The sequence below is a fragment of the Moorena sp. genome, assembly GCF_982860115.1.
This window is the reverse complement of the sequence record NZ_CEYLVT010000124.1, coordinates 1-21,759: the sequence shown is the minus strand read 5'-3', so window position 1 is coordinate 21,759 and position 21,759 is coordinate 1. Positions and strand designations below refer to the sequence as shown.

General features: G+C 44.5%; 15 protein-coding genes. 7 read left to right on the top strand and 8 right to left on the bottom strand.

Features of this window, described 5'->3' with window-relative positions:
• The first annotated feature begins 79 nt into the window (after window positions 1–79).
• Window positions 80–943 (top strand): SWIM zinc finger family protein, encoded by an 864-nt coding sequence (locus tag AC4II3_RS20075; protein WP_488010223.1) that lies wholly within the window; start codon window positions 80–82, stop codon window positions 941–943.
• 156 nt (window positions 944–1,099) lie between these two features.
• Here the strand turns inward: AC4II3_RS20075 and AC4II3_RS20070 are convergent, their stop codons facing one another.
• Complete coding sequence (locus tag AC4II3_RS20070) at window positions 1,100–1,723, bottom strand: class I SAM-dependent methyltransferase (RefSeq protein ID WP_488010224.1); 624 nt, start codon at window positions 1,721–1,723, stop codon at window positions 1,100–1,102.
• Window positions 1,724–2,053: 330 nt separating this feature from the next.
• Between AC4II3_RS20070 and AC4II3_RS20065 the strand changes: the two genes are divergently transcribed.
• From AC4II3_RS20065 to pgsA, 3 genes are all read left to right on the top strand, one after another.
• The gene (locus AC4II3_RS20065; protein ID WP_488010225.1) at window positions 2,054–2,653 is read left to right on the top strand and encodes a rhomboid family intramembrane serine protease; all 600 of its coding nucleotides are present in this window, start codon (window positions 2,054–2,056) and stop codon (window positions 2,651–2,653) included.
• A gap of 823 nt (window positions 2,654–3,476) precedes the next feature.
• Window positions 3,477–4,817 (top strand): serpin family protein, encoded by a 1,341-nt coding sequence (locus AC4II3_RS20060; protein WP_488029447.1) that lies wholly within the window; start codon window positions 3,477–3,479, stop codon window positions 4,815–4,817.
• 228 nt (window positions 4,818–5,045) lie between these two features.
• A complete protein-coding gene (pgsA, locus tag AC4II3_RS20055; protein ID WP_488010227.1) occupies window positions 5,046–5,597 on the top strand; it encodes a CDP-diacylglycerol--glycerol-3-phosphate 3-phosphatidyltransferase in 552 nt (183 codons plus the stop codon).
• On the opposite strand, the gene AC4II3_RS20050 is transcribed toward pgsA, so the two are convergent.
• Both AC4II3_RS20050 and surE read right to left on the bottom strand, forming a co-directional pair.
• A complete protein-coding gene (locus AC4II3_RS20050) occupies window positions 5,543–6,481 on the bottom strand; it encodes an NAD-dependent epimerase/dehydratase family protein (RefSeq protein ID WP_488010228.1) in 939 nt (312 codons plus the stop codon). The two genes, pgsA and AC4II3_RS20050, sit on opposite strands and share 55 nt — an antisense overlap.
• A gap of 281 nt (window positions 6,482–6,762) precedes the next feature.
• A complete protein-coding gene (gene surE / locus AC4II3_RS20045) occupies window positions 6,763–7,446 on the bottom strand; it encodes a 5'/3'-nucleotidase SurE (protein ID WP_488010229.1) in 684 nt (227 codons plus the stop codon).
• Window positions 7,447–7,838: 392 nt separating this feature from the next.
• Here surE and AC4II3_RS20040 point away from each other — a divergent pair, with 392 nt between their 5' ends.
• Window positions 7,839–8,048 carry a hypothetical protein gene (locus AC4II3_RS20040; RefSeq protein WP_490722875.1) on the top strand — a complete coding sequence of 70 codons (210 nt, stop codon included), beginning with the start codon at window positions 7,839–7,841 and terminating at the stop codon, window positions 8,046–8,048.
• Window positions 8,049–8,831: 783 nt separating this feature from the next.
• On the top strand, window positions 8,832–9,521 hold the full coding sequence (locus AC4II3_RS20035; protein ID WP_488010231.1) for a Crp/Fnr family transcriptional regulator: 690 nt from the start codon (window positions 8,832–8,834) through the stop codon (window positions 9,519–9,521).
• A 121-nt stretch (window positions 9,522–9,642) separates the two neighbouring features.
• Here AC4II3_RS20035 and AC4II3_RS20030 read toward each other — a convergent pair whose 3' ends face one another.
• Complete coding sequence (locus tag AC4II3_RS20030; protein ID WP_488010232.1) at window positions 9,643–9,867, bottom strand: hypothetical protein; 225 nt, start codon at window positions 9,865–9,867, stop codon at window positions 9,643–9,645.
• 759 nt (window positions 9,868–10,626) lie between these two features.
• On the opposite strand from AC4II3_RS20030, the gene AC4II3_RS20025 reads away from it, so the two are divergent.
• On the top strand, window positions 10,627–11,664 hold the full coding sequence (locus tag AC4II3_RS20025; RefSeq protein ID WP_488010233.1) for a glycosyltransferase family 4 protein: 1,038 nt from the start codon (window positions 10,627–10,629) through the stop codon (window positions 11,662–11,664).
• A gap of 526 nt (window positions 11,665–12,190) precedes the next feature.
• Here AC4II3_RS20025 and pgmB read toward each other — a convergent pair.
• The 4 genes from pgmB to AC4II3_RS20005 all read right to left on the bottom strand — a co-directional run bounded on the left by pgmB (window position 12,191) and on the right by AC4II3_RS20005 (window position 21,464).
• Window positions 12,191–15,172, bottom strand: coding sequence for a beta-phosphoglucomutase (gene pgmB / locus AC4II3_RS20020; protein WP_488010234.1), 2,982 nt, complete (start codon window positions 15,170–15,172; stop codon window positions 12,191–12,193).
• Window positions 15,173–16,009: 837 nt separating this feature from the next.
• Window positions 16,010–18,430: a sucrose synthase gene (locus tag AC4II3_RS20015; RefSeq protein WP_488010235.1), complete on the bottom strand. Its 2,421-nt coding sequence runs from the start codon at window positions 18,428–18,430 to the stop codon at window positions 16,010–16,012.
• Between the two features lie 549 nt (window positions 18,431–18,979).
• Entirely contained in the window at window positions 18,980–21,226 is a 2,247-nt protein-coding gene (locus tag AC4II3_RS20010; protein WP_488010236.1) for an amylo-alpha-1,6-glucosidase, read from the bottom strand.
• 109 nt (window positions 21,227–21,335) lie between these two features.
• The gene (locus AC4II3_RS20005) at window positions 21,336–21,464 is read right to left on the bottom strand and encodes a hypothetical protein (RefSeq protein ID WP_488010237.1); all 129 of its coding nucleotides are present in this window, start codon (window positions 21,462–21,464) and stop codon (window positions 21,336–21,338) included.
• Window positions 21,465–21,759: the final 295 nt, after the last annotated feature.

Below are 21,759 nucleotides of genomic sequence, written 5' to 3'. Positions count from 1 at the left end.
AAACCTACCCCTGTGAGCTACTCCCTACTCCCTACTCCCTACTCCCTACTCCCTACTCCCTACTCCCTTTGCTATATAAATGACAAACTACGAAATCGAAACCCAAGAATGGTGGGTAGAACGTTGGAATGATTTACTCAATTCCTATCGCTTCAAAAAGCGTTTGGAACGGGGACGTATCTATGCCAAAGAAGGAAACATTCTCAGTATTGACTTCCTAGGACCACAAGTAGTCGCCAAAGTTCAAGGAACTGCTCCGGAGCCCTATGAATTAACCATTTCCATCGAACCCTTTACCGATGAAGACTGGAATTATGTGGTGCAAACCCTGGCAAGTAAAGCAATTTACTCAGCTCAGTTATTAGCAGGAGAAATGCCCCATAATATCGAAGAAGTATTTACTTCCAATGGTTTAAGTTTATTTCCCTTCACCCTCTCCGACGTTCGTTCCCGATGCAATTGCCCCGATCCCAAAAATCCTTGTAAGCATATCGCAGCAGTATACTATGAATTAGGCGATCGCTTCAGCGAAGACCCCTTTGTTTTGTTCCAGTTGCGGGGAAGCACCAAAGAACAAATCCTTGATGCCTTGCGTAAATTACGGAGTGGTCAAACAGGGGAAACGTCCGCCACAGAGCAGCCATCCTCAATCCCAAATCTCACTTCCGATGATCAAAACCCTGATCAAAACAGGGAAGAGGGGGAATCAGCAATCGGCGATCCTGAAACTTCAGTCAATATTCAGCAATTTTGGCAATACGATCAGCCCCTCGATTCTTCCCTCGTGGTAATTGCACCACCAACAGATAGTGGAACCGTCCTCGATGTCTTAGGAACAATTCCTCTAGGAGGAGCTGACCCTCGTGTGATGCAGTATCTCAAAGGAATTTATCAGATAGTCAGCCAGCAAGCTGTAATGTCAGCATTAAATCGAGATAGTTAATAGGGTAATAATTTATTTTCTGTTGGAAGTAATATACCTATGTAAGCTATCAGCTATCAGCTATCAGCTATCAGGTTTTTAATAAAACAATAAGCATTGGTTTAATCTGAGTTACCTCAGCTGAGGGCTGACCACTGACTGCTGAGGGCTGACCGCTTAATGCTCACAAGACTTCTGAGCAACACCCTTATACATATAGCCCATAACCTTAGGAAATTTTGGTTCATAAAACTCTTCTAACGTCAGAATCTGGAAGTGATTTTCAACCAGCTGTTTGATATTACGATTTAGATGGCAGCCATCCGCAATAATCTTTTGTAAAGGGGTCAAGCGATTTTGCCAAACCTGAACCTTAGACTCATCACTTATTCCATGCTCAATAAAAAAGAACTTTCCCCCTGGTTTGAGCACCCGATAAATTTCTTCTATAGCCTGATTTACTTTAGTAATACTGCACAATGTCCAGGTGCTAACTACACTATCGAAGCTATTATCAGCCATCGGTAAACTTTCACCATTTAGCACCCGAAAATCAACAGTAATTTCCGATTCATTAATACGTTTTTTAACTACATAATTCATCCCAGGATTAACATCAATAGTTGTCAGTTTTTGCAGGTGCTTGGGGTAATAACTTAAATTTAATCCTGTGCCAAAGCCAATTTCAAATACTTGCCCAGACACCTCAGATAAAACCTCTTGACGATACTTGGTTAATACCGGGTCAGACATAGCCCAGTCCATCAATCGGGGAAAAACCAACTCTGAATATACACTCATGATCCAATTACCTTGGGATAACCTTGAATTGGCACTCATTATCAATTATATATATAGCAGTTTGCGATTGGGTGAGGTACCAATTATTAGGTTTTAGGTTTTAGGTTTTAGGTTTTAGGCAATAGGCAATAGGCAATAGGCAATAGGCAATAGGCAATAGACAATAGGCAATAGGCAATAGACAATAGGCAATAGGCAATAGGCAATAGGCAATAGACAATAGACAATAGACAATAGGGAAAAAATCCTGTTTACCTTATTACTATGACTAACGCTATATAAATTATAGTATTAAAGATAAATATGAGCGTGCAGGCTACCGGGTGAAGTATGACAAGTATATTTGATTGGATTAATCAATTCCGAAATGCTTGGGGTGACAACTTCCAGGCGGTGGGTGATTTGGTTCTTTATGCCTGGATTATAAGTTTTGTCAATTTAGTCTTATGCGGGGGAGCACTGAACGAAAAGTTTGGTATCCAACCCCGCACTTGGCTTGGGCTAGTTGGTATTTTGTTTTCACCCTTCTTGCACAAAGACTGGAAACACTTGATCGGAAACACTATTCCGTTTGCGCTCCTTGGCTGTTGGGTATTGTTACGAGGAACCGATGATTTCTGGGTCGTGACCTTGGCGATAGTCTTGATTGGTGGTTTGGCTGAATGGCTACTTGGTTCACCTAACACGGTCTCTTATGGCGCAAGCGGTCTAGTTTTTGGGTATGTAGCTTTTCTGATCGCACAGGGGTATTTAGAAGGTAACTCCCTGTTAGTCATAGGTTCTATCGCTATTGGTGGTGTCTATGGTTTTACACTCAGAGGTTTATTGCCTGGTGAAACAGGGATCTCCTGGCAAGGACATTTATTTGGCTTCCTGGCAGGTATGCTTGCAGCCAGCAATCTGGACACGTTTCGGAATATGTTTCTGTAAGCAAAGATGGGGCTAAAGCTTAGACCTGATGAATTTACCCAGTTTTGAGCCTTACTGGTCAAGTGGCCTGGCTCCTGGCCGTAGATCCGGTAAAAAAAAATCCCCGCTAGCGGCCAGACTAGCGGGGTGTGCTTTTCTCTTTGTGTTCTCAATTATTATTATTGGCCAATCAAGTATGATTTGGTGTTGGTGTAATGTCAATTTTTGGTGTTATTTCATATAAATTTTTATAAACTTGCTTGTTTTGGTCGATCTAGTCAATCTGAGCATCAGGTGATCTCGATCAAAAAACTCCACTAGCCTGATACTAGTGGAGGCAGGGTGTGTTATTCGTCAACTTCATCGTAGATATCCGATGTTTGTGATCTGGTTTGCTTAATGTATGGTTTTGTGTTTGATTTAGTTGTTGCTCAGCAGAATCTGGAGTATAGTTTTTATTCATAATATTATACCATAGCATTAAAATATTGTGGCTGTCAAGGGCAAAAAATCTGGAAGATCAGTAAGTTATAGTAATAGTTGCCTAAACGTGACTATAATTCCCTAGGAGACAAATAGCCTTTTGTGCAGCACTTTCTGGTCAGGGATAACAAAAACGCTAACTTGAAAGACTTGAGGTATGTGAGGGAAAAAAAAATACCGAAAAGTCCAGAAGTGTCGAGCCATTAAAACCTTGACAACTTATGAAATCATGACTCCTGCATAACGTTAGTTATGTCCAAATTAGGTTATTTATACTGGTATTTAGACTGTTAAACACCACGATTATATCGTTATTCCCCATTACGGATTACCCTCTTACCCGTAGCAAAAACCGTAACTAATGGAACTGAATTATCCTGTAATGGTCATATTAGAACAGGGTATTAGCAACGGAGACGATCAAATGAACCATCAAATACTTAGTCGTATAGCCACTGTTATGGCAGTCAGCATCCTGCTTACAGGTATATTGGGGTGTGTGTCGGAAAAAACCAATGCCCTTGACCCTATGCCTAACTCCGAACCAAGGAAAGAATCAATTTCAGCTGACCAGCAACCAACTCTAGACGTAGATACCAATCTTGTAGACGCTAATACTAAATTTGGCTTCAAGCTATTCTCAGAAATTCTCAAGCAGGACACTAACAAGAATGTTTTTGTCTCTCCCACCAGTATCGCCATTGCCCTAGACATGGCTTACAACGGTGCCAGCGGCGAGACTCAAGAGGCTATGGCAAAAGTCCTAGAATTAGAGGGATTGAGTCTAGATCAACTCAATCAGGGGAATAACGCCTTAAAAGCTAGCTTGGAAAATGCTGACCCTGATGTCCAGCTGTCCATTGCCAACTCCCTGTGGGCTAACCAAGGCATTGACATCAACCCCAAATTTATTAAAAACAACCAGGAATTCTACAAAGCAGAGGTCACAGAACTTAATTTTAGTAGTGCCAAGGCTGCCAAAGAAATTAACCGTTGGGTCAAAAAGAACACAAATGGCAAAATTAAAACGATTGTCGAGCGCACTCAAGCAGATGATTTACTCTTCTTAATCAATGCCATCTATTTCAAAGGCAGCTGGACCAGAGAATTCGATAAGAGTCAAACGTCTGATCAAGCTTTTTATATCTCTGATGTAAACCAAAAGCAACACCCAATGATGTATCAGTATGGGAAGTATCAGTACTATGAAAATGATGACTTTCAAGCTGTAAGTATTCCCTACGGTAAAGAACGGCTGAGTTTATATGTTTTCTTACCCCGTGAAGGGAGCAGCTTGGCAGAATTTCAACAACAACTCACAGCGGAAAACTGGCTACAATGGATGAAAGAGTTTAAGTCGCGAGATGGGTCAATTCGGCTACCCCGCTTTAAATTTGAATACGATATTAAACTCAATAATTCCTTAAAAGCTTTGGGAATGGATGTGGCGTTTACCGATAACGCTGATTTTTCTAATCTGACCTCTGAATCAGCAGCCATTAGTCAAGTCAAGCACAAAACCTTTGTAGAAGTTAATGAAGAAGGCACTGAAGCAGCCGCTGCTACTTCTATCGGTATTGTTTCGACTTCCATTAGTATAGATCAACCATTTAATATAGTGGTTAATCGTCCTTTTTTCTGTACTGTTCGGGACAATAAAACTGGAGCAATTTTGTTCATGGGTTCGATTGTTGAACCGTAAGGTATTAGCTATTGGTTTAGTTTGAAGGTTGTTCGCCCTTGGTGTCCAGTGTAGGGTAGGTTAAAGCGTAAAAGCACCTCAAGTAGCGTGGCCATTCCCGTAGGGTGGCCCAAAGGCCAAAGCCTTTGGCTGATAGCTGTTGGCGTAGCCTGCGCTTCGCGCATATGCTTACGGAAAATTGTAAGTAACCAATTACCCATTACCGATTACCGATTACCCATTACCAGAATGAGTCTGCCTAACTGGATTACCTTTTCCCGCTTACTGGGGTTGCCCTTTATCTTATACTTCCTGAATCACCCAACTGACCAAAGCCGCTGGATTAGTTTAGGGATCTTTGTCCTTGCGGCTGGAACGGATTGGTTAGATGGTTATCTAGCTCGTAAACTGAACCAAATTACTGATTTAGGAAAATTCCTTGACCCGTTAGTGGATAAATTTTTGGTACTAGCGCCCCTACTAGCATTAATTGAGCTAGGTCAGGTACCCGCTTGGGGAGTCTGTTTGATTTTGGCACGGGAGTTAACGATCGCAGGTTGGCGAGTGAACCCCAAGTTATCCGGTAGCGCTAGCATACAGGGAGCCAATATCTGGGGTAAACTCAAAACCGTCAGCCAAATTAGTGCGATCGCACTTTTAATTGCACCAACTCCCGACACCTGGATCATCCCATCCCTAGTCCTTTTCTGGCTATCGGTGCTCCTAACCTTAATCTCTGGTTTAGTTTACCTGTTACCTGCTAATATCTGGTCATCAACGGCAAAATCCACGTCAGCTTGATCCCGACCTGAAGCGAGATAATCCTTCTCGAAAGAATCCTTCAGTCCCGAAAGCAAATCATACTCCGGTTGCCAGTTAAGTTCCGTCTTAGCCTTATGGATATCAGCAAAAAAGTGCTGTAATCGAAATGGAAAAGCCTTGCGCTTGCCAAAATCAAACTGCTTCGGGTCATAATGCACGAGCTTAACCTCATCAGCCGACTTACCACAGGCCATAGCACAGGTTCGTGCTAAACCATCAAAGGTGACATAGCGTTCCCCGGACACATTGTAAATTTTCCCAATCGCTTCGGGATTCCCCAGTACTGCGGCCATTGCCCTCGCCAAGTCCTGACAATGACCTAACTGAGTAATGTGCATGCCATTACCAGGGATGGGAATAGTGCGATCGCGAACAATCCGGTCAAAAAACCAAGCTTCAACATCATTATAATTTTGGGGACCATAGATATAAGTTGGACGAATCGCGGTAAATGGCACCCCAAGTTCTTGTAGGTAAGCCTCAGTATGATGTTTACCCTTGTGGCGAGAATTGGGATCAACTGGATCTCCTTCGAGATGGGGTAACTGGTCAGACTTTAAGTACACCCCAGCCGAACTCATATACACAAAATGCTGCACCCGGTCTTTAAAAATTTCCACTAACGGTTGAGTATCACTCAACTCCCGAGCATTATTATCGAAAATGCCATCAAACTCTTGAGACGATAACATTTCCTTGAGCTGATTGGGATCCTTGCGATCGCCATGAATCTGTTGGACTCCTGGCAGTGGCGCTGGCTTATTTCCCCGATTGAACAGCACCACCTCATGGCCCATCTCCACCAAAACCTTGGTTAAATAAACCCCAACAAACCGGGTACCACCCATGATTAAAATTCGCATGGTAACTAATTACTAAAAACTGTGATTCACGCTATGGATTAATCCCCTGTTCGCGTACTTTGTGCCTTCGTGGTTCCAAACTAAACCACCCATAGCATTGTCTTGATGCAATAGCGAGTGGGGGAAACCACGGCAGTCGCTCATGGGGGGAACCCCCAAGACCGCGCTGCCTTCCCAAGACCGCGCTGCATCGCTCCCAGGACTTGGAGAGTTGCTCTACTAGTAGGGGCACCTACTACCTAAAGGCGTTTGGTGCCCAGTTTTGGGTAAGTCCTGATTCTTTAAAGTCGCAACTGAGTCACAGCAATATTACCCGAAAAACACACATCCACATCAGTACCAGGAGCGCGATCGCGTTTGTCATACTCCCCCTCATAATAGTAGTGATCCCCCTCCACACGATACTTTGTCGGTAACGGTTGAGTACTCGGTTCACAAAATACCACCTCTGGCTCTGGTGAACCCGGTTCCAAGTGAGGTAAATTCACATTCCAGTAAGTACCAGCAGCAATCGGGCGATTCAACAAATCCGCCAACACCCTAGCTGTCCAACGACTAGCCACCTCCCAATTAATCACCCAAGGTTTTTTAATCCAGTGGGAAATCGCAATACCTGGTATTCCCTGTATCGCCGCTTCTCTAACCGCCGCCACTGTACCAGAAATGTAAACATCAACCCCCAAGTTACCGCCAGCATTAATACCTGACAGAACCCACTTTACCTCTGGTATAATATGTGATATTGCAAGGCGAGTACAATCGGCTGGGGTACTAGACACTGCATACTCATAGTTTGACCGACGTTGGACCTGAATCGGTTTATATGTAGTCACCTGATGGCCACAGCCTGAATGATGCTCCTTCGGAGCGATAATGACAAAATTACCGTTACCGTTGACCGCTTGCTCTAGTGCTTTAATTCCGGGAGCATCTATCCCATCGTCGTTCGTTAGGATTATAGTCATTCGTTTAGTCGTTAGTGGTTAATCATTAACAGCTGAGTATGGAAAACGATCTAATCCAAGCCAAACTATCAAGGAATATCGAAACCGTATTACAAACTTAAAGCCAATCATCTCAAATTGCTTGACCATATGCACGCTTATAATTCCTTTGGGTATAAACTTAGCATTTGGTTCAGCTATGGAGCTTCAGCTCTGATCTCCGTACAGCTAACAAGTTAATAGCTGCTGGCGCAGCCGGAAAGTAGCTCGCTCTTCTGACCGCTGAAAGTATAGCTGGGTTATAGCTACCGATGAGCAGGGATCTTACAACGTCAGCTCAAAATCTTTCAACCAACTGCTATGGCAAGTCAGGGATACATCTACAACCTTCAACCTATTGGCAAACCAGGATTATGAGTCAAAATAGCAACAATCAGCCATCTACCCACTCTCAGCCAACTGTTAATTTTACCGAAGAAGAGCTGCAAGATATCTTACGCTATGCTAATGAACATGGTATTAATCCTTTTATACTAGTTAAAGTCATTGCCCAAAATCGGAAACAGAAAATTGCCCAGGCTCACCAGAGGCAGATTCGGACCAGGGAAACCGTGTTTCAATAGAGGTTAGTGGACGGTAGCTAAAGTTTGTGTGAATTTGTTGGCGGTCAGCTTCTTTAACAAAAAGTGGTCGAGGTAATTTCCCTGCTACTCTATCCATAGTTAGGAAGAGTAAGCCAAAACACAATTTTTTTTACCCTATATCTTAACACTTCCAGAGAGTATCGGATATACTGAAATAGTAATGGTAAGGTCGATACCATTATAAAAATACAAACTAAGAAATAATTGACTATTAAATCCCTGATAAATGATGTTTGTAATTTAGATTCTGAGCCACAAGTTCAAAAAAACCGGTTAGTCAGGATTTTAAAATACAGTACGTTCCTTAACCCTATGGATAGTAAAAAAAAAAGTAACCGTTAGTTCAGGGCTAGTTCATTATGGTCAGAGATGGGCTGGTGCTATTAGAGATGCAATTCCAAATTGAACCTGGGGTTAAAACAACGGGAATAGCTAGTGTTAAAGATAGTATAGTCAAGTTGTTTGGGTCGCAGAATTAACTGATAGAGGGTTTTACATTCGGGATGCTCTAACTACCTTCTAGTCGTTAATAGGTTCATACTCTAGAAAAAAAAGACTCTCCTACTACAATCAAACATTTACACTCAACAGTCCATAGCTGATAGTATCATCAGTATTCACCCTTACTTACCTGTTGGTTGAATAGAGTTATTTTAATAGAATGTGCTTAACCACTATCACTGCTAGGCTTGTTGTGTCCAAGCACTCCCAGATCGTGACTACTGCGTATCATTACCTTCAATCTCAGCTTAAAGAACCCTAATGCAGACTACAGCTTATAGTGAGCTTTTCCCACTATTTAATACAGCTAGCCCAGAAACCTTAGAATGGTTTGAATCCATTGCGGTGGAGCATGAGTACCCGACCGACCGAGCTATCATCATGGAGGATGCTTGGGGTAATGCTGTTTACTTTATTGTCTCCGGCTGGGTTAAAGTACGACACTTACGCGGTGAAAACGATGTCACACTGGCAATTTTGGGTCGGGGTGACTTTTTTGGTGAAATGGCAATTCTTGATGAATCTCCCCGCTCAACCGATATCGTTGCCATGTCGAACGTGCGACTACTGACCATTTCTGCGCAACGCTTTATTCAAACTCTCTTTAAAGATCCCCAGTTGCACCATCGCATGTTACAACTGATGGTGCGGCGGTTACGTCAGAGCAATGTCCGGTTACAAAATCGCTATAAACCTCCAGCGGTTAATTTAGTCAATACTCTAGTTGGTTTGGCAGACAATTACGGTGAAATCACTGAAAAAGGCACAGAAATCTATAACATTTCCTATCAAGACTTAGCTGATATCACAGATATCAGTGTAGATGATACTACCAAAATTATGGAAAAGCTCGAGAGTAAGGGCTGGATTAAAGCTGACTCGGAGCAGCAAACTATGCGCTTGATGAATATCAAACAGCTAACTCAGCTGGTCAGACGAAGTAGCTCTTGACATCCTCCCACCGCTAAATCTCGCGATTATAGCGGGGGATTCCTAAACCTCACGATTTAAGTTTCTGCTTCATAGCAACAGCCTCCACCCTCAGGTGCGACCCGTGGCGAATTTAATTCGCCTACGGAAAGCGCACCTTAAGGGGTTTTCTGGTCTTACGCTCGCTCCACAGACTATCCCCGCAAGCCCTGCGGTTTTCATGTGTCGATTTTTGACAAAGTAAGTATTGATGTACTTTTTGATTCAAGGGTTGGACTTCCATTGCCCCATCCTCTTTTCCCGGTCTACCGATTTTGCTGCGCCGCCAGGTTACTGGACTTCGCTCGTATAGGCTGTCTGAATCCATCGTCTCGGGTGGGTCATTGACCTTTCTAATTCTAGCACATTTATCGTTAAAGACGCAATTCCTGAGGGGCTGTGTGCGGACGCAGGTTCCGCACTTTATACGCCCCGTCTCTCGTTATACCCGTAGGGTTAGCAAGAGAGGAATTGCTCTTAAGGATGAGGCACGGTTAGCTCTAGGTGCTACCTCCGCTACAAGGGAAGCGTGGGTTATGGGACTAAGGTTCCTAAAACCGACATTCCTTACTACTCACCACATTGTGTAGTTGTAAAAGATTACGAATTTTGAGGATTTGGCCCTGGGGCTTAGACCACCCCCCGAAGGGCTAATCGCCATTACCCTCACTCAGTAAATCCTGTTCCTACACGCCACACCGGCTTTCCCCAAACTGATTCACCCTACAGGCTCACCCTACACTCGTCACCCTGTATACTTTTCAAGTGGGTTGTTACCCTGTTAGGTTCTAAGGACTGGGTTAGGAGATTTGGCTGAATTCACCAACATCGGGCTTGATAGATTACTTATCGTAAGCTAATATTTCTTCATAAAGTTAAATAAAACTTAAATTAAATTACCTACCTAAACCTGTAGGGTGCTGACTTACTCCCGGGGAATGTAGATAGATTAGGCCTAGCTTCTTCCCAAAAGCTAAAAACTTTCTGTAAGATAACAGAATCAGTTTTTATTTGTGATAGAAGCACTGTCTTAAGTTTTACTAGCTCTCAATCAAGCTAATTTAGAAGATTTTTGGAGGACTATGATATGCGGATAGCTCAAGTTTCCCCGTTATGGGAGAGAGTTCCCCCACCAGGCTATGGTGGTATCGAACTAGTGGTTAGCCAACTCACTGATGAATTAGTTCGTCGCGGTCACGATGTTACCCTATTTGCGTCTGGAGATTCCATCACTAAGGCTAAACTAAAGTCTGTGGCTCCTCAGGCGTTGCGCCTTGACCCCTCAGTAGAGGCACCGGTAGTCTACGAACTACTCCAATTGGCTCAGATAGGCGAGGTGGCTGATGAGTTTGACCTAATTCACTTTCACACAGGGATGATTACCTTTCCGGTAATTGACTTGTATAAGACCCCTGTAGTTCATACCATGCATGGTCGCTTCGGCAATGATATTAGCAAGGCTTATGCGCGATACAGCCACATACCCCATATTAGCATCAGTAATCATCAGCGGTCATCTGGACCAGAGATGAATTATGTTGGTACCGTTTACAATGGTGTTAAGATAAAGGATTATCCCTTCAATCAAACACCAGCCGATGACCCCCCCTACTTAGGGTTTTTGGGTCGTTTGTCCAAGGAGAAAGGACCTCATCATGCGATCAGAATTGCCCGTGAAACTGGCTGGAACTTGAAAATGGCGGGCAAAGTTGATGTAGTTGACCGGGAATTCTTTGAAGAAGAAATTGCTCCCCAAATTGACGGTAAACAAATTCAATACTTGGGTGAAGTCAGCCACGAAGAGAAGGTGGAATTATTATCCAAAGCTAGCCTGACCGTCTTTCCGATTACCTGGCCTGAACCTTTTGGTTTGGTGATGATTGAGTCAATGTGTGTTGGCACTCCAGTGATTGCCACGAACTTTGGCGCTGTACCGGAGGTGGTAGCCGACAAGAGAACTGGCATAATCTGTGCCAATCCTGAGGATATGAACGCTGCCATTCCAGAGGCTTTGAAACTCTCTCGGGAAGAGTGCCGTAAGTATGTGGAAGAGACCTTCAGTGTTCCCAATATGGTTGATGGCTATGAAGCAGCTTATCAGAAAGTGCTAGAACAGCATAAGTAAGCTAATCCCAAAACTTCAGCCCCTGTCAGTGCAGTTTAATCGTTTAGATCAGCGCTTTTCGCCTTTTCCAGATAATTATAGGAAATCGGGACACAAAATTCCCCATTCCCCATATTCATGGGGGAGATGTAGCCCACCACGGCACTTTTAAGTGCGGTGAATCTATTACTATGAAAACGTGAAGGCCAGTAGGAACAACCATATACAGTTTTGAAAGAATCTAGTTCAATCTAGTTAAGGAAAAATCCCTGCGAACCAGATCACTACTAGCTCGACTAGCCTACCTATAGGTCGCAAGCAATGGTGGTAATTCACTCCAAACATAAAAACGAAATAGAGAAGTCCTGAGTTGCTAAGTTCATTGAGTTCTGAATAAGAAACAATGACAGCAACTGATTTATCTTAAACTGATTGATATTAATCAGCACTTGCTACTTAGTACTCAGGACTATAACTCAACAAATATGGCTGGGTGAAGTCTAATTCACCCAGCCAATTTAGTTCCAAATATTTAGTTTTAAATACCCTAACAAGGAATTAAACGATTCCCTGCCAATTGTTTGTGGAGGTTGCTCCAGTGTACGCCTTCGAGACTGGGTAACACCAGGTGAGCTGCTCCAACTCGTTCAACTGGACCAAGTCCTACAGCCCACATACCAGCAGCTAGAGCGGCTTCGACACCAGACCCGGCATCTTCTACTACTACACAATAAGCGGGTTCCAATCCCAACTGCTGTGCTGCGTGCAAGAAGAGATCTGGTGCTGGCTTAGAGCGGGTCACACTGTAGCCGTCAGAAATTGAATCAATGCGATCGCTAATACCCAATCGTTCCATAACTTCCTTGGCATTTTTGCTACCGGAGCCAATCGCAGCTTTTATACCAGCTTCCTTGAGTTCAGTCAGTAACTCTAGAGCTCCAGGTAGTAAGTCAGCCTTAGAGATGTTCTTGATCAGTTCCAAATAGTACTTATTTTTGCGATCCATCATCTCTTGGAGTTGGTCTTCTGTGGCTGAGCGACCATTCAGAAGTGCCATCAGGGACTCTCGACGTGAAAGGCCCCGCAGTGCTTCGTTGGCCTCGCGATTAAAGGGAATACCCTGTTCATCGGCTAGTTTTTGCCAAGCTTGGTAATGATATTCTGCCGTATCGGTGATTACGCCATCTAAGTCAAAAATCACACCCTGGATTTGAGCTGGAGAGCCGGGGGGTCGAGAACTTGGGGAGATGGTAGCCTCAGATTGTGCTGTTTGAGTACTGGTTTCTGGATTGAGATCAAACTCGTACTTCTTTCCACGCCATTGCAGCTTAAACTTGAGACGTGTCCAGCCCGGTAGGAAGTGGGGAATAGCAACAGGTCCATCGTCTGTGAACTTGATCCCAGCGCATCCAAAGATTATAGCTTGCCATAGACCACCACCGGAAGCACCATGAATTCCTTCATGAGCGTTACCCCGCACATTTTCTAGGTCTACCATCGCTGCCCGCATAAAGTGTACATAAGCTTCCTCTGTCTTTCCTAATTCACAGGCGAGGATGGCGTGAACCGCAGGACCGAGGGACGAACCATAGGTGTGATCGGTGCGAGGAGAATAGTAGTCCCAATTTCGTTGCAAAATTTCCCGATATTTCTCTGGGTTAGAGGTTACACCGTATTGCTCCCGCATCAGGTATAGCAACATCAAGACATCTGGCTGCTTGAGTACTTGCTTTTTACTTGCTCCCTCAATGCCAAGGAGAGCCTGCATGGAACGGGTACGTGGCTCGTAATCTTCCAGGTTAATATCTTCAATTTGAAAGAACCCCTCACACTGTTCGATTAAGTCCTTTTCATGGTCATAGGGTATCCACATCCGACGGATAATTTCAGACCACAGACTAACTCGGCTTGGGGTTAGCTCCAGTGTTTCTTCGAGTTCTTTAGCTTTCTGTGGATGTTCCCGACGCAACCAGTCTAGGACGAACTGAGCAGTCTCTAGGTGCCATTGAACCATGCGGTTGGTGAAGGCATTGTTGTCTATCCCTTCGTGGTATTCATCCGGACCAATCACATCCCGGAGTTCATAGCGTTCCCGTTTACCATTCCACTCAACCCGAGTTCCCCAGAATACCGCTGTATCTAGGATAATCTCAGCACCGTAGCGTAGCACCCAGTCATCATCACCGGTAGCCTGCCAATATTTCCAGATACCATAGACGACATCAGTAGTGATGTGCAGTTCGCGATCGCCACACCAAATTCGGATCGGGTCTCCATCCTTCTCAGCAGAGAGAACCCAACGAGGGGTTACTTCGTCACCGGTGTCAGCACTTTCCCAGGCGTAAACGGCTCCCGGATAGCCCTGAAGCTTAGCTTTACGCCTTGCCCCAGGTAAAGTATGGTAACGGTAGGTCAGCAAATTCTTGGCAATCTGGGGCTGAGTTAATATCATCAGCGGCAGCATAAAAATTTCTGTGTCCCAGAAAACGTGACCCCGATAGCCAAAACCAGAAAGGGTTTTAGCGGGAATATTCACCCGGTCATCATGACGAGGAGCACTAATGAAAAGTTGGAACAAGTTGTAGCGTATAGCAATCTGAGCGTTGAGGTCCCCTTCAATGACAACATCACTATCTTGCCAAATCTTATCCCAAGCTGCCTCATGTCGAGAGAATAGGGTTAGATAATCTGGTTGGTTCACCAGGTGTTCCTGGGCTACCTTTTCTGGGGTTTTGGTGTCCCGAGATGTGAACACACTAATTACTTTATCCAGGGTGACTAGCTGTCCTGAGCGCACTTGTAAGCTAGTAGCTAAGGTGGGGTGACCTTCACAACCCTTTAGCTGTATTTTGGCATCATCAACACCACTTACACTGACTCTCGAAGCCATACCCAGTTCGATACCCGTATGACGGGTGCGAACGTGTAACCAGATACCTCCTTCTGATGTCTGGTTAGTTCCGGTTGAAATCTGACCCTGTTTCAACCATTCCCAGTGTAGCACCCCTTGGTTATCTGGGTAGCCATTGATGCTGGCTTGAATTTCGATGGCTCCATCGAAATCCACCGGAGTGATTTGAAAGCGAAGGGCTAACACATGGTCATCAGCCATACTGGCAAAACGCTCGACATGGATATCGATAGTCTTACCACCAGGACTACGCCAACGCAAATCACGAGTTAGCTTGCCTCGATGCAGGTCAAGTTGACGTTCGTAGTGCAAGATCTCGCCTTGATCAAGACGAAAGCGTTCACCTTCTACAACTATCACGATAGGTAGCCAATCAGGACAATTAGCCAGTTCAGTATAGACAACTGGCACATCGTCGTAGACACCATTAATCAATGTCATTGGCCATGCACCGTGATACCCTTCTTCAAAGCTACCTCGGGTACTGAGGTAACCATTGCCAATGGTAAAAACGGTTTCTTTGTAGTGCAATTGAGTCGGATCAAACTTGGTTTCAGTTACTGTCCAGTCGCTGTAGATGTGGTTAGAGGTAGATGGGGACGATACTTTGGCATCCATAGTTAGTCGTTAGTGTTGCTGTGGTAGGTGCTTCATTGAGTGAGGTCAAACGCTTCCCTTCGCTTGTGGGGCAAACGGGTGTAGGGTAATGGGAGTGGGAGATAGGGGTGATGGGGGTGTGAACAGAAGATGGCACAACGCCACCCTTGAAACTCGGATCACTAACACCAAATGTTGCCCATACCCCATACCCGACAACCTAAACCCCTGCTGTCAAGGGAAGGCTACTAGCAATTAATTGAAATACTTATTGGCTCAGGCACATTGCCCATAATTAGTGAATTCACTAATAATTATGCGATTTCCGCATTAACTGACAGATCAACAAATCTTTGGTTAGCTGTTAGTAGCCGACATCGGACGATAAGTTGAAGTCAGTTAAGGATAGGAGGCTTAATAACTAGTAATTTCTATAAGTAGTAATTTCTAGAATCAGCCTCCATGATTGCACGGGTTTTGTGCAACTGAGATTAGGAGTAACGTTTGTCGGACTTCGTCCCGCTTCCGCGAAGGGAAATGTTGTAAAGGCTTGTTGGGCTAGCAGCACATTTTTCCCTCACCTTAACTACTAGGGACAGGGCTACGAACTGGCGGTCTTTCGTAGGTGTCGTAACCATTACAACGAGGGGACTAATGTCCATTACGGTGCATCTTAGCTAGCAAATTCCGGATTAACCGAAAATTACCAGGGAATTAACTAAGAGTGAGTTCTTATTAGCTTAAAATCAGTAGAACTTGAAGGCTTTTAAGCATTACTTTAGAAACAGTCAGCTCAACCATTCAGTTGTGATGCTTTCTGCTCTCCCTCCTCACTTTTTTATAGCCCATAATCTCTGATTAACGCGAGCTATGCTTGGCTAGTAAGTTTGTCGCTCTGGGTTTGTAAATCAGATAGAACAAAGCTTCTAGGTAGCGCAGCAGAGTTTCTCGGCTTTCTTTAGAGGTTTCACTCCAGAATCCGTAAATTTTTGCGAGTGAGAGGAGCTGCTTGGTATGCAACTGCCAATTGTATTTATCCCGAACTCGCTTGATACCTGCTTGAGAAATTTTCTGCCAATAGTCAGGGGTGTGTTCGCACTTTGAGATAAATTCCTGGAGTTTTTCGGCAGTCCCTTGCAAGTCTGTGGGATTAATGAGAAACCCATTATCGCCGTTTTGAATAATCTCTGATGGTCCACCAAATTGAGTGGCAAATGTTGGTAAACCGGAGACCATGGCTTCTAAAACCGTGAGACCAAAGGCTTCAAAGCGAGCAGGATGGACTAAAATTCCCCCCAAATCAGCAATCACTCGGTAGGATTCGCCGATATCGGGGGTGGTCAGCCGTAGTCCGATCCATCGAATTTTGCCTTGAAGATGGTATTGCTTAATTAGCTGGTTGAGCTTCTCGATTTCCCCTTTCTCTTCTGGATCAGTGGCGTCCTCAACCCTGACATGGCTAGTGATTAAAATTAGGTTGCACTGTTGCTGAAGTTCTTTTGAACTAGCAAAGCATTCCACTAAGCCAGTCAGATTCTTGATTGAGGTTAGGGGCGCAATGCTGAGAATCGGGCGCTGCTTAGGACTGTTGAGATAGCCGATAATTTCGGGGTCTTCCTTGGTCAACAGCAAGTCTTTAACCCGTTCACTCTCGTGGGCAATCCGGTCTGATGTCTGAGTGTAGGGAAAGAAAATGTTTTCGTTGACCCCTGGTGGTACCACATTAAATTTGGGGCTGAATAACTCAATCCCATTCACCACATGATACAGTTCGGGCATACTGAAAGACTTGTAAGACTCGTAGTAGCCTACACTGTTTGGTGTTCCCACAAGCTCCTCATAGGTACTGGTCAGAATGAAATCTGCTGAATTCATCGCAATTAAATCAGCGGTGAATTGTATGGAGAAGTTGTATTGGGACTCAAAGTCTTTCCAGTAGAGGTCACTAAACAGATATTTAGGCTTTTCCATGGTGTGAGCAATACTGCCATGGATAGCGTTTAGGCGTCTCGCCAGCAGAAACGCAACTAAACTGCCATCGGAATAGTTTCCGATAACTAAGTCTGGACTACCCTGGAATTCTTCTAGCAGGGCTTTTTCTGAATCTAAGGCAAAGGATTCGAGATAGGGCCAGATCTCAAATTTGGAAATCCAGTTGTCGGTGACGTTTGGGTTAAATTCCTGGAAAGGAACGCGCAAAATCCAACCGTTGCTGGTGCCTTGGATTTTTTCTAGGCGTAGATTGCACTGGGTTCCTTCACAGTTGGGAATTAGGCGAGTCAGAACGATCACCTTTGGTTCGACGCCCAGAACGTCAAGACCTGAGAGTTTAATATTGTTTTGGATTGTTTGTTCCAGGCTACTGGCTTGGTCAATGACGTATGCCACTTGACCAGCGGTTTCGGGAAGACCAAGGACTCCTTCTTGGCCAACCCAGCCATGAACGGAAACCAGAACAACCCGAAAGATTAGGGGAATACGAGAAATAAAGGCTTCGAGTACTGCATGATCAGGAGCGTCCATTAACCGCTCAAGGAGTTCTAGGGTTTCTCGCACTCGACCAGCAGTGTTACCCCAACCTGCTTCAAAACCGAGGACTTGAAGCTCGAAGCGAAACTTTTCATAGGGAGTGTGAGCTGGTAGATCCCCGACTAATTTTAGTGCTTCCTTAAGCTTTTCAAAGAGTTGGGTAGTTGAGTCAATCCGGTTATTGAGCAGTAATGGGGTCTGGTCGTAGTGGTGTGCTCGTAAGTTTTTCAACAGCTCTTCTAGCCATTGCTTAGAGTCAGCAAATAATTGGCTAGATAAGTAACGGTTAAGAAACTCCAGTCCATTGCCAATTTTTCTCGGGTCACGAATTGTAGGAGTATTTTTGTAAAACGGACCAACATCAATTTCTAGCAGACCCCCTTTTTCTGGGAAGTAGCGCTTAACCCAGCGATCGCGTAAGCTTAGTAACTCCTCCACTGGCATTGGTTCAAAACTGGTCAAATCCGCTGCCAGCCGATAGATTTCTTGAGAAGCAACCCTTGTCCGCAGGAGAAGCCAAAGGTTTTTCTCTTCCAGAATAATTTCGTGGGTATAGTTCAGTAGTTCGGCGATAGAGGAAGTTCTTTTAAAGTAAGCAGGCTTGTCATGAGTAGTGCAGTAATTATCAAACGCTTGCAGAATCTGATTCCTTAGAAAGTACTGCTCTTGTTCAGATCGCAGTTGGCTGATAAACTGACGCAAATCAGCTTTCTCGTTACTTTGGAGAACAGCTCGTAACAAACTAGACATAGTAACTTAGCGTGTCTTGTCCATGGTGGGTCTGTAACCTACTCTTGCTAAGCGCCCTTGGCTAGCAGGAAGTAGGATTGTCGTGGGAGATTGGCTCACTCCTTGGGATCTTCTGGCAGTGGGGCAATAGCTTACCCCACTATCGTGATTTGAATTAGGGCGGGGTGTGCCAAGCTTTAAGTAAGCAACCGCCATATTTACATGATTCCCCTAGATCGACAAGGCAGTTGGAAAATACATGGAAACAATTAAGCTTTGAATTGTGATTAATATTTGGTTAGGTGCGCTCTTACCATGAAGAATTAAATTCCCATGATAGTGCGCGCCTGCCGATACCCCACCTACACTCAAACACCCTGAACAATAGGTTTCAACTCCCACGCACTAATAGTCACGACAGTTTCCAGATAATCTGAACTGGGCAAGTATAGAAGTGCGTGGGAGATCAGCGCTCAGTGGTAAGGGTCAATTCTATGAAAGCCTTACCTCTGTCACGCCGGACAAATTTATAGCGCTATGCTTTGTCTTTTCCCTTTGCTATTAACTGGATTAGCTTTCGATCACAACCGTGAGGTTACCGGAATTTTTGACCACTTTACAGGTGGTGGTTGTGTCAGCTCGTTCCAATTGCAAGTCTAGCACCGTTGAGCCAATGCGCAAGTTACGAACTAAGAGTTGATTGATAAAATTTGGTAAAGTTGGTTTGAAAATATGTAAATTGTTTCCTGGAGCATCCGGTTCCAAATTCACCATCATTTGCAGCAGTTGGAAAATACTGCCAGTTGCCCAGGCTTGGAGAGGACAGGCTCCTGGATACTTGACCGGAGAGCTGTTGGGAGTGCGCTGGTAACCAGAGAATAGTTCTGGAGGACGATAGTAGGGTTGCTCCACTGTCATGTCAATCATGCCTTTGGCAATTTCTAAGGCTTGATCGACTTGATTTAGCGTACGCAATCCCAGCGCAATCAAGGAATTTTCGTGAGGCCAGACTGAGCCCACATGATAGCTGATCGGGTTGTAAGCAGCGGATTGATTACTGAGGGTACGAATCCCCCAACCATTAAACATATCTGGTTCTAACAGCCGCTTTGCTACACTAGCTGCTTTTTCTGGAGTAAAAATACCCAATGACAAGCAATGACCAGGATTGGAGGTTATGCTATCTACGAGTTTTCCTTCTCCATCTAGTGCTAAGGCACAGAAGTCTAGGTCGTCTAGCCAAAAATCCTGATTGAAGCGTTGCTTGAGCTCCTTGGCTTGGTTTTCCCAACGCTCGGCTAAATCAATTCGCTGCTTGATCCTGGCCAGATGGCTTAGCCTAACTTTAGCGCCATAGACATAAGCTTGGACTTCACATAATGCGATCGCTCCCGTTGCTAGGGAACCATCACGAGTGACCATGGAATCACCGGAATCCTTCCACCCTTGATTACGCAAACCCTTTTTGGACTGGCGCTGATAACAGAGATAGCCGTTTTGCTGAGATTGACTATCAATCCAATCCATGGCAGCCAAAGCATGGGGCCAAAGCAAGTCTAGGGTAGTTGTGTCATTGGTCCAAGCATAGTACTCGCCATAGAGCATCAGCCACAGTGGGGTAGCATCAACTGTACCGTAGTAGGGAGTGTGAGGAATTTCCCGACAGCGAGCCAATTCCCCAACCCGGAGTTCATGCAAAATCTTACCCGGTTGCTCATCCCGCAATGGGTTATCCTCTTGGCCTTGGTACTGGGCTAAAATTTCCAGAGTCCCTTTGGCCATGGTAGGGTCAAGCATTAAGGTTTGTGAGGCAGCAATTAAGGAATCTCGACCAAACAAGGTGGAAAACCGAGGTACTCCTGCAGACAGAACTGTGCAGCCATTAATAGTCTGCCTTAGTAAAAAGATGTCTCGTGTTGCCCGAGAAATCAATTGGTTAACGGTTTCATTATCTGAGCTAATGTGAGTTACCCGTTTATACCATTCCTGGTTTTGGAGTAAGTTAGCGGTCTTAGCTTGTTCAAGGGTAGTTGGAGGTTTAGCTGTAGTGATTCGCGCTTTGTGGGTGACCAGTTCCACTCGATAGCCTAAGGTTTCAGTAGCGCCAGGCTGAAGGCACAACTCCCAAACCGCTGTGTTCCCTTTGTAGGTGTCTGGGAGACGGTGCATAAAGTAGATCTGAGATTCAATCAGGGAATTATCCAGTCCCTGGTAAGCTAGGTTGATAGTATTGGTGTTGAACTCACTTAGGGTTAACAGGGTATCTAAATCGATATCGATATCAGGGGGTAGTGAACGCAGCAAAGTTCCCCGTTGCTGTCGCTGATGACCTCGGACTTCAAACCAGTCTTTAAAATCGGCATCAAAACTGAGGCTGACGCTGAAGCTAAGGGGTTGAGTGTCGTAATTGGTGATTACAATTTCTTCCCATAAGCCACCATGGAGGGCTAGCTGCCGCTGAATGCCTAGGGTTTTTGGGGGAAGATTAGGTGAACGGGGATTGCAACACATGACCGATAGGACAAATCCTTCCTCAGCACTGCTACTAAGGGGAATGGGGAGTTGCCCTTCAATTTGTAACTCTAAGCGAGAGATAAAGCGTGTATCTTGACAAAATAACCCGGTTGTGCTCTTAGTTTCGTTTTCTAAGTTCCCCGAAATATTCCCTAGGGTATCTGTGATTAAAAACAGGTCATCTACTTTGAGAGGAAGGGTTGGTAGAGGTTGGTTTGTGGTGAGCCGAGGCCATTCGGTCATCGACAACTGCTCGGTAGGAAGGTATCGTCTACCATCTCGTTCGATAATCTGTAAATCCATAAAATCAGCCCTGGGGCTTTCGGTTTAACTAGTGGTGGACCCTTGGGGGATGTCATAAGTCTCTCTCTACCGCTGTGGTAAGGGTGGGGAGACATGGACATTACCCAAGTTAATTATCAATTGTTTTGGACAGGTCGAGGATCGAAGATTTAGTAAAGGGAGTCGGGAATCGGGAATCGGGAGTCGGGAATCGGGAGTCGGGAATCGGGAGTCGGGAGTCGGGAACAAAAATTATCACAATTCCTACACGGATTGCTATACATCATAAGTATCTAAAACGGGATTAAAAAAAAACCGGTTTTAATTACTGTCTAAAAAAGAGTATTATCGTTGAATAATTTAAACATTTTTTTCTATATTAATTTAGTAAATAACCACAATATAAACAGATAAAATAATGTCTATTTGTATAGCATTAATCCGTTATAACAAAATTAATTGATACTAATACAAAAAAAAGCACTATTTCCTACTCTTTCTGATTCCCGATTCCCGATTCCCGATTCCCGATTCCCGATTCCCGATTCCCGATT

Bases quoted from the DNA above. Each gene is read 5' to 3' on its own strand.
- AC4II3_RS20050 (WP_488010228.1), bottom strand. From the start codon at position 6,481: ATGCGAATTTTAATCATGGGTGGTACCCGGTTTGTTGGGGTTTATTTA.
- surE (WP_488010229.1), bottom strand. From the start codon at position 7,446: ATGACTATAATCCTAACGAACGACGATGGGATAGATGCTCCCGGAATT.
- AC4II3_RS20075 (WP_488010223.1), top strand. From the start codon at position 80: ATGACAAACTACGAAATCGAAACCCAAGAATGGTGGGTAGAACGTTGG.
- AC4II3_RS20025 (WP_488010233.1), top strand. From the start codon at position 10,627: ATGCGGATAGCTCAAGTTTCCCCGTTATGGGAGAGAGTTCCCCCACCA.
- AC4II3_RS20010 (WP_488010236.1), bottom strand. From the start codon at position 21,226: ATGGATTTACAGATTATCGAACGAGATGGTAGACGATACCTTCCTACC.
- AC4II3_RS20040 (WP_490722875.1), top strand. From the start codon at position 7,839: ATGAGTCAAAATAGCAACAATCAGCCATCTACCCACTCTCAGCCAACT.
- AC4II3_RS20030 (WP_488010232.1), bottom strand. From the start codon at position 9,867: ATGGATTCAGACAGCCTATACGAGCGAAGTCCAGTAACCTGGCGGCGC.
- pgsA (WP_488010227.1), top strand. From the start codon at position 5,046: ATGAGTCTGCCTAACTGGATTACCTTTTCCCGCTTACTGGGGTTGCCC.
- AC4II3_RS20015 (WP_488010235.1), bottom strand. From the start codon at position 18,430: ATGTCTAGTTTGTTACGAGCTGTTCTCCAAAGTAACGAGAAAGCTGAT.
- pgmB (WP_488010234.1), bottom strand. From the start codon at position 15,172: ATGGATGCCAAAGTATCGTCCCCATCTACCTCTAACCACATCTACAGC.
- AC4II3_RS20070 (WP_488010224.1), bottom strand. From the start codon at position 1,723: ATGAGTGTATATTCAGAGTTGGTTTTTCCCCGATTGATGGACTGGGCT.
- AC4II3_RS20035 (WP_488010231.1), top strand. From the start codon at position 8,832: ATGCAGACTACAGCTTATAGTGAGCTTTTCCCACTATTTAATACAGCT.
- AC4II3_RS20065 (WP_488010225.1), top strand. From the start codon at position 2,054: ATGACAAGTATATTTGATTGGATTAATCAATTCCGAAATGCTTGGGGT.
- AC4II3_RS20060 (WP_488029447.1), top strand. From the start codon at position 3,477: ATGGAACTGAATTATCCTGTAATGGTCATATTAGAACAGGGTATTAGC.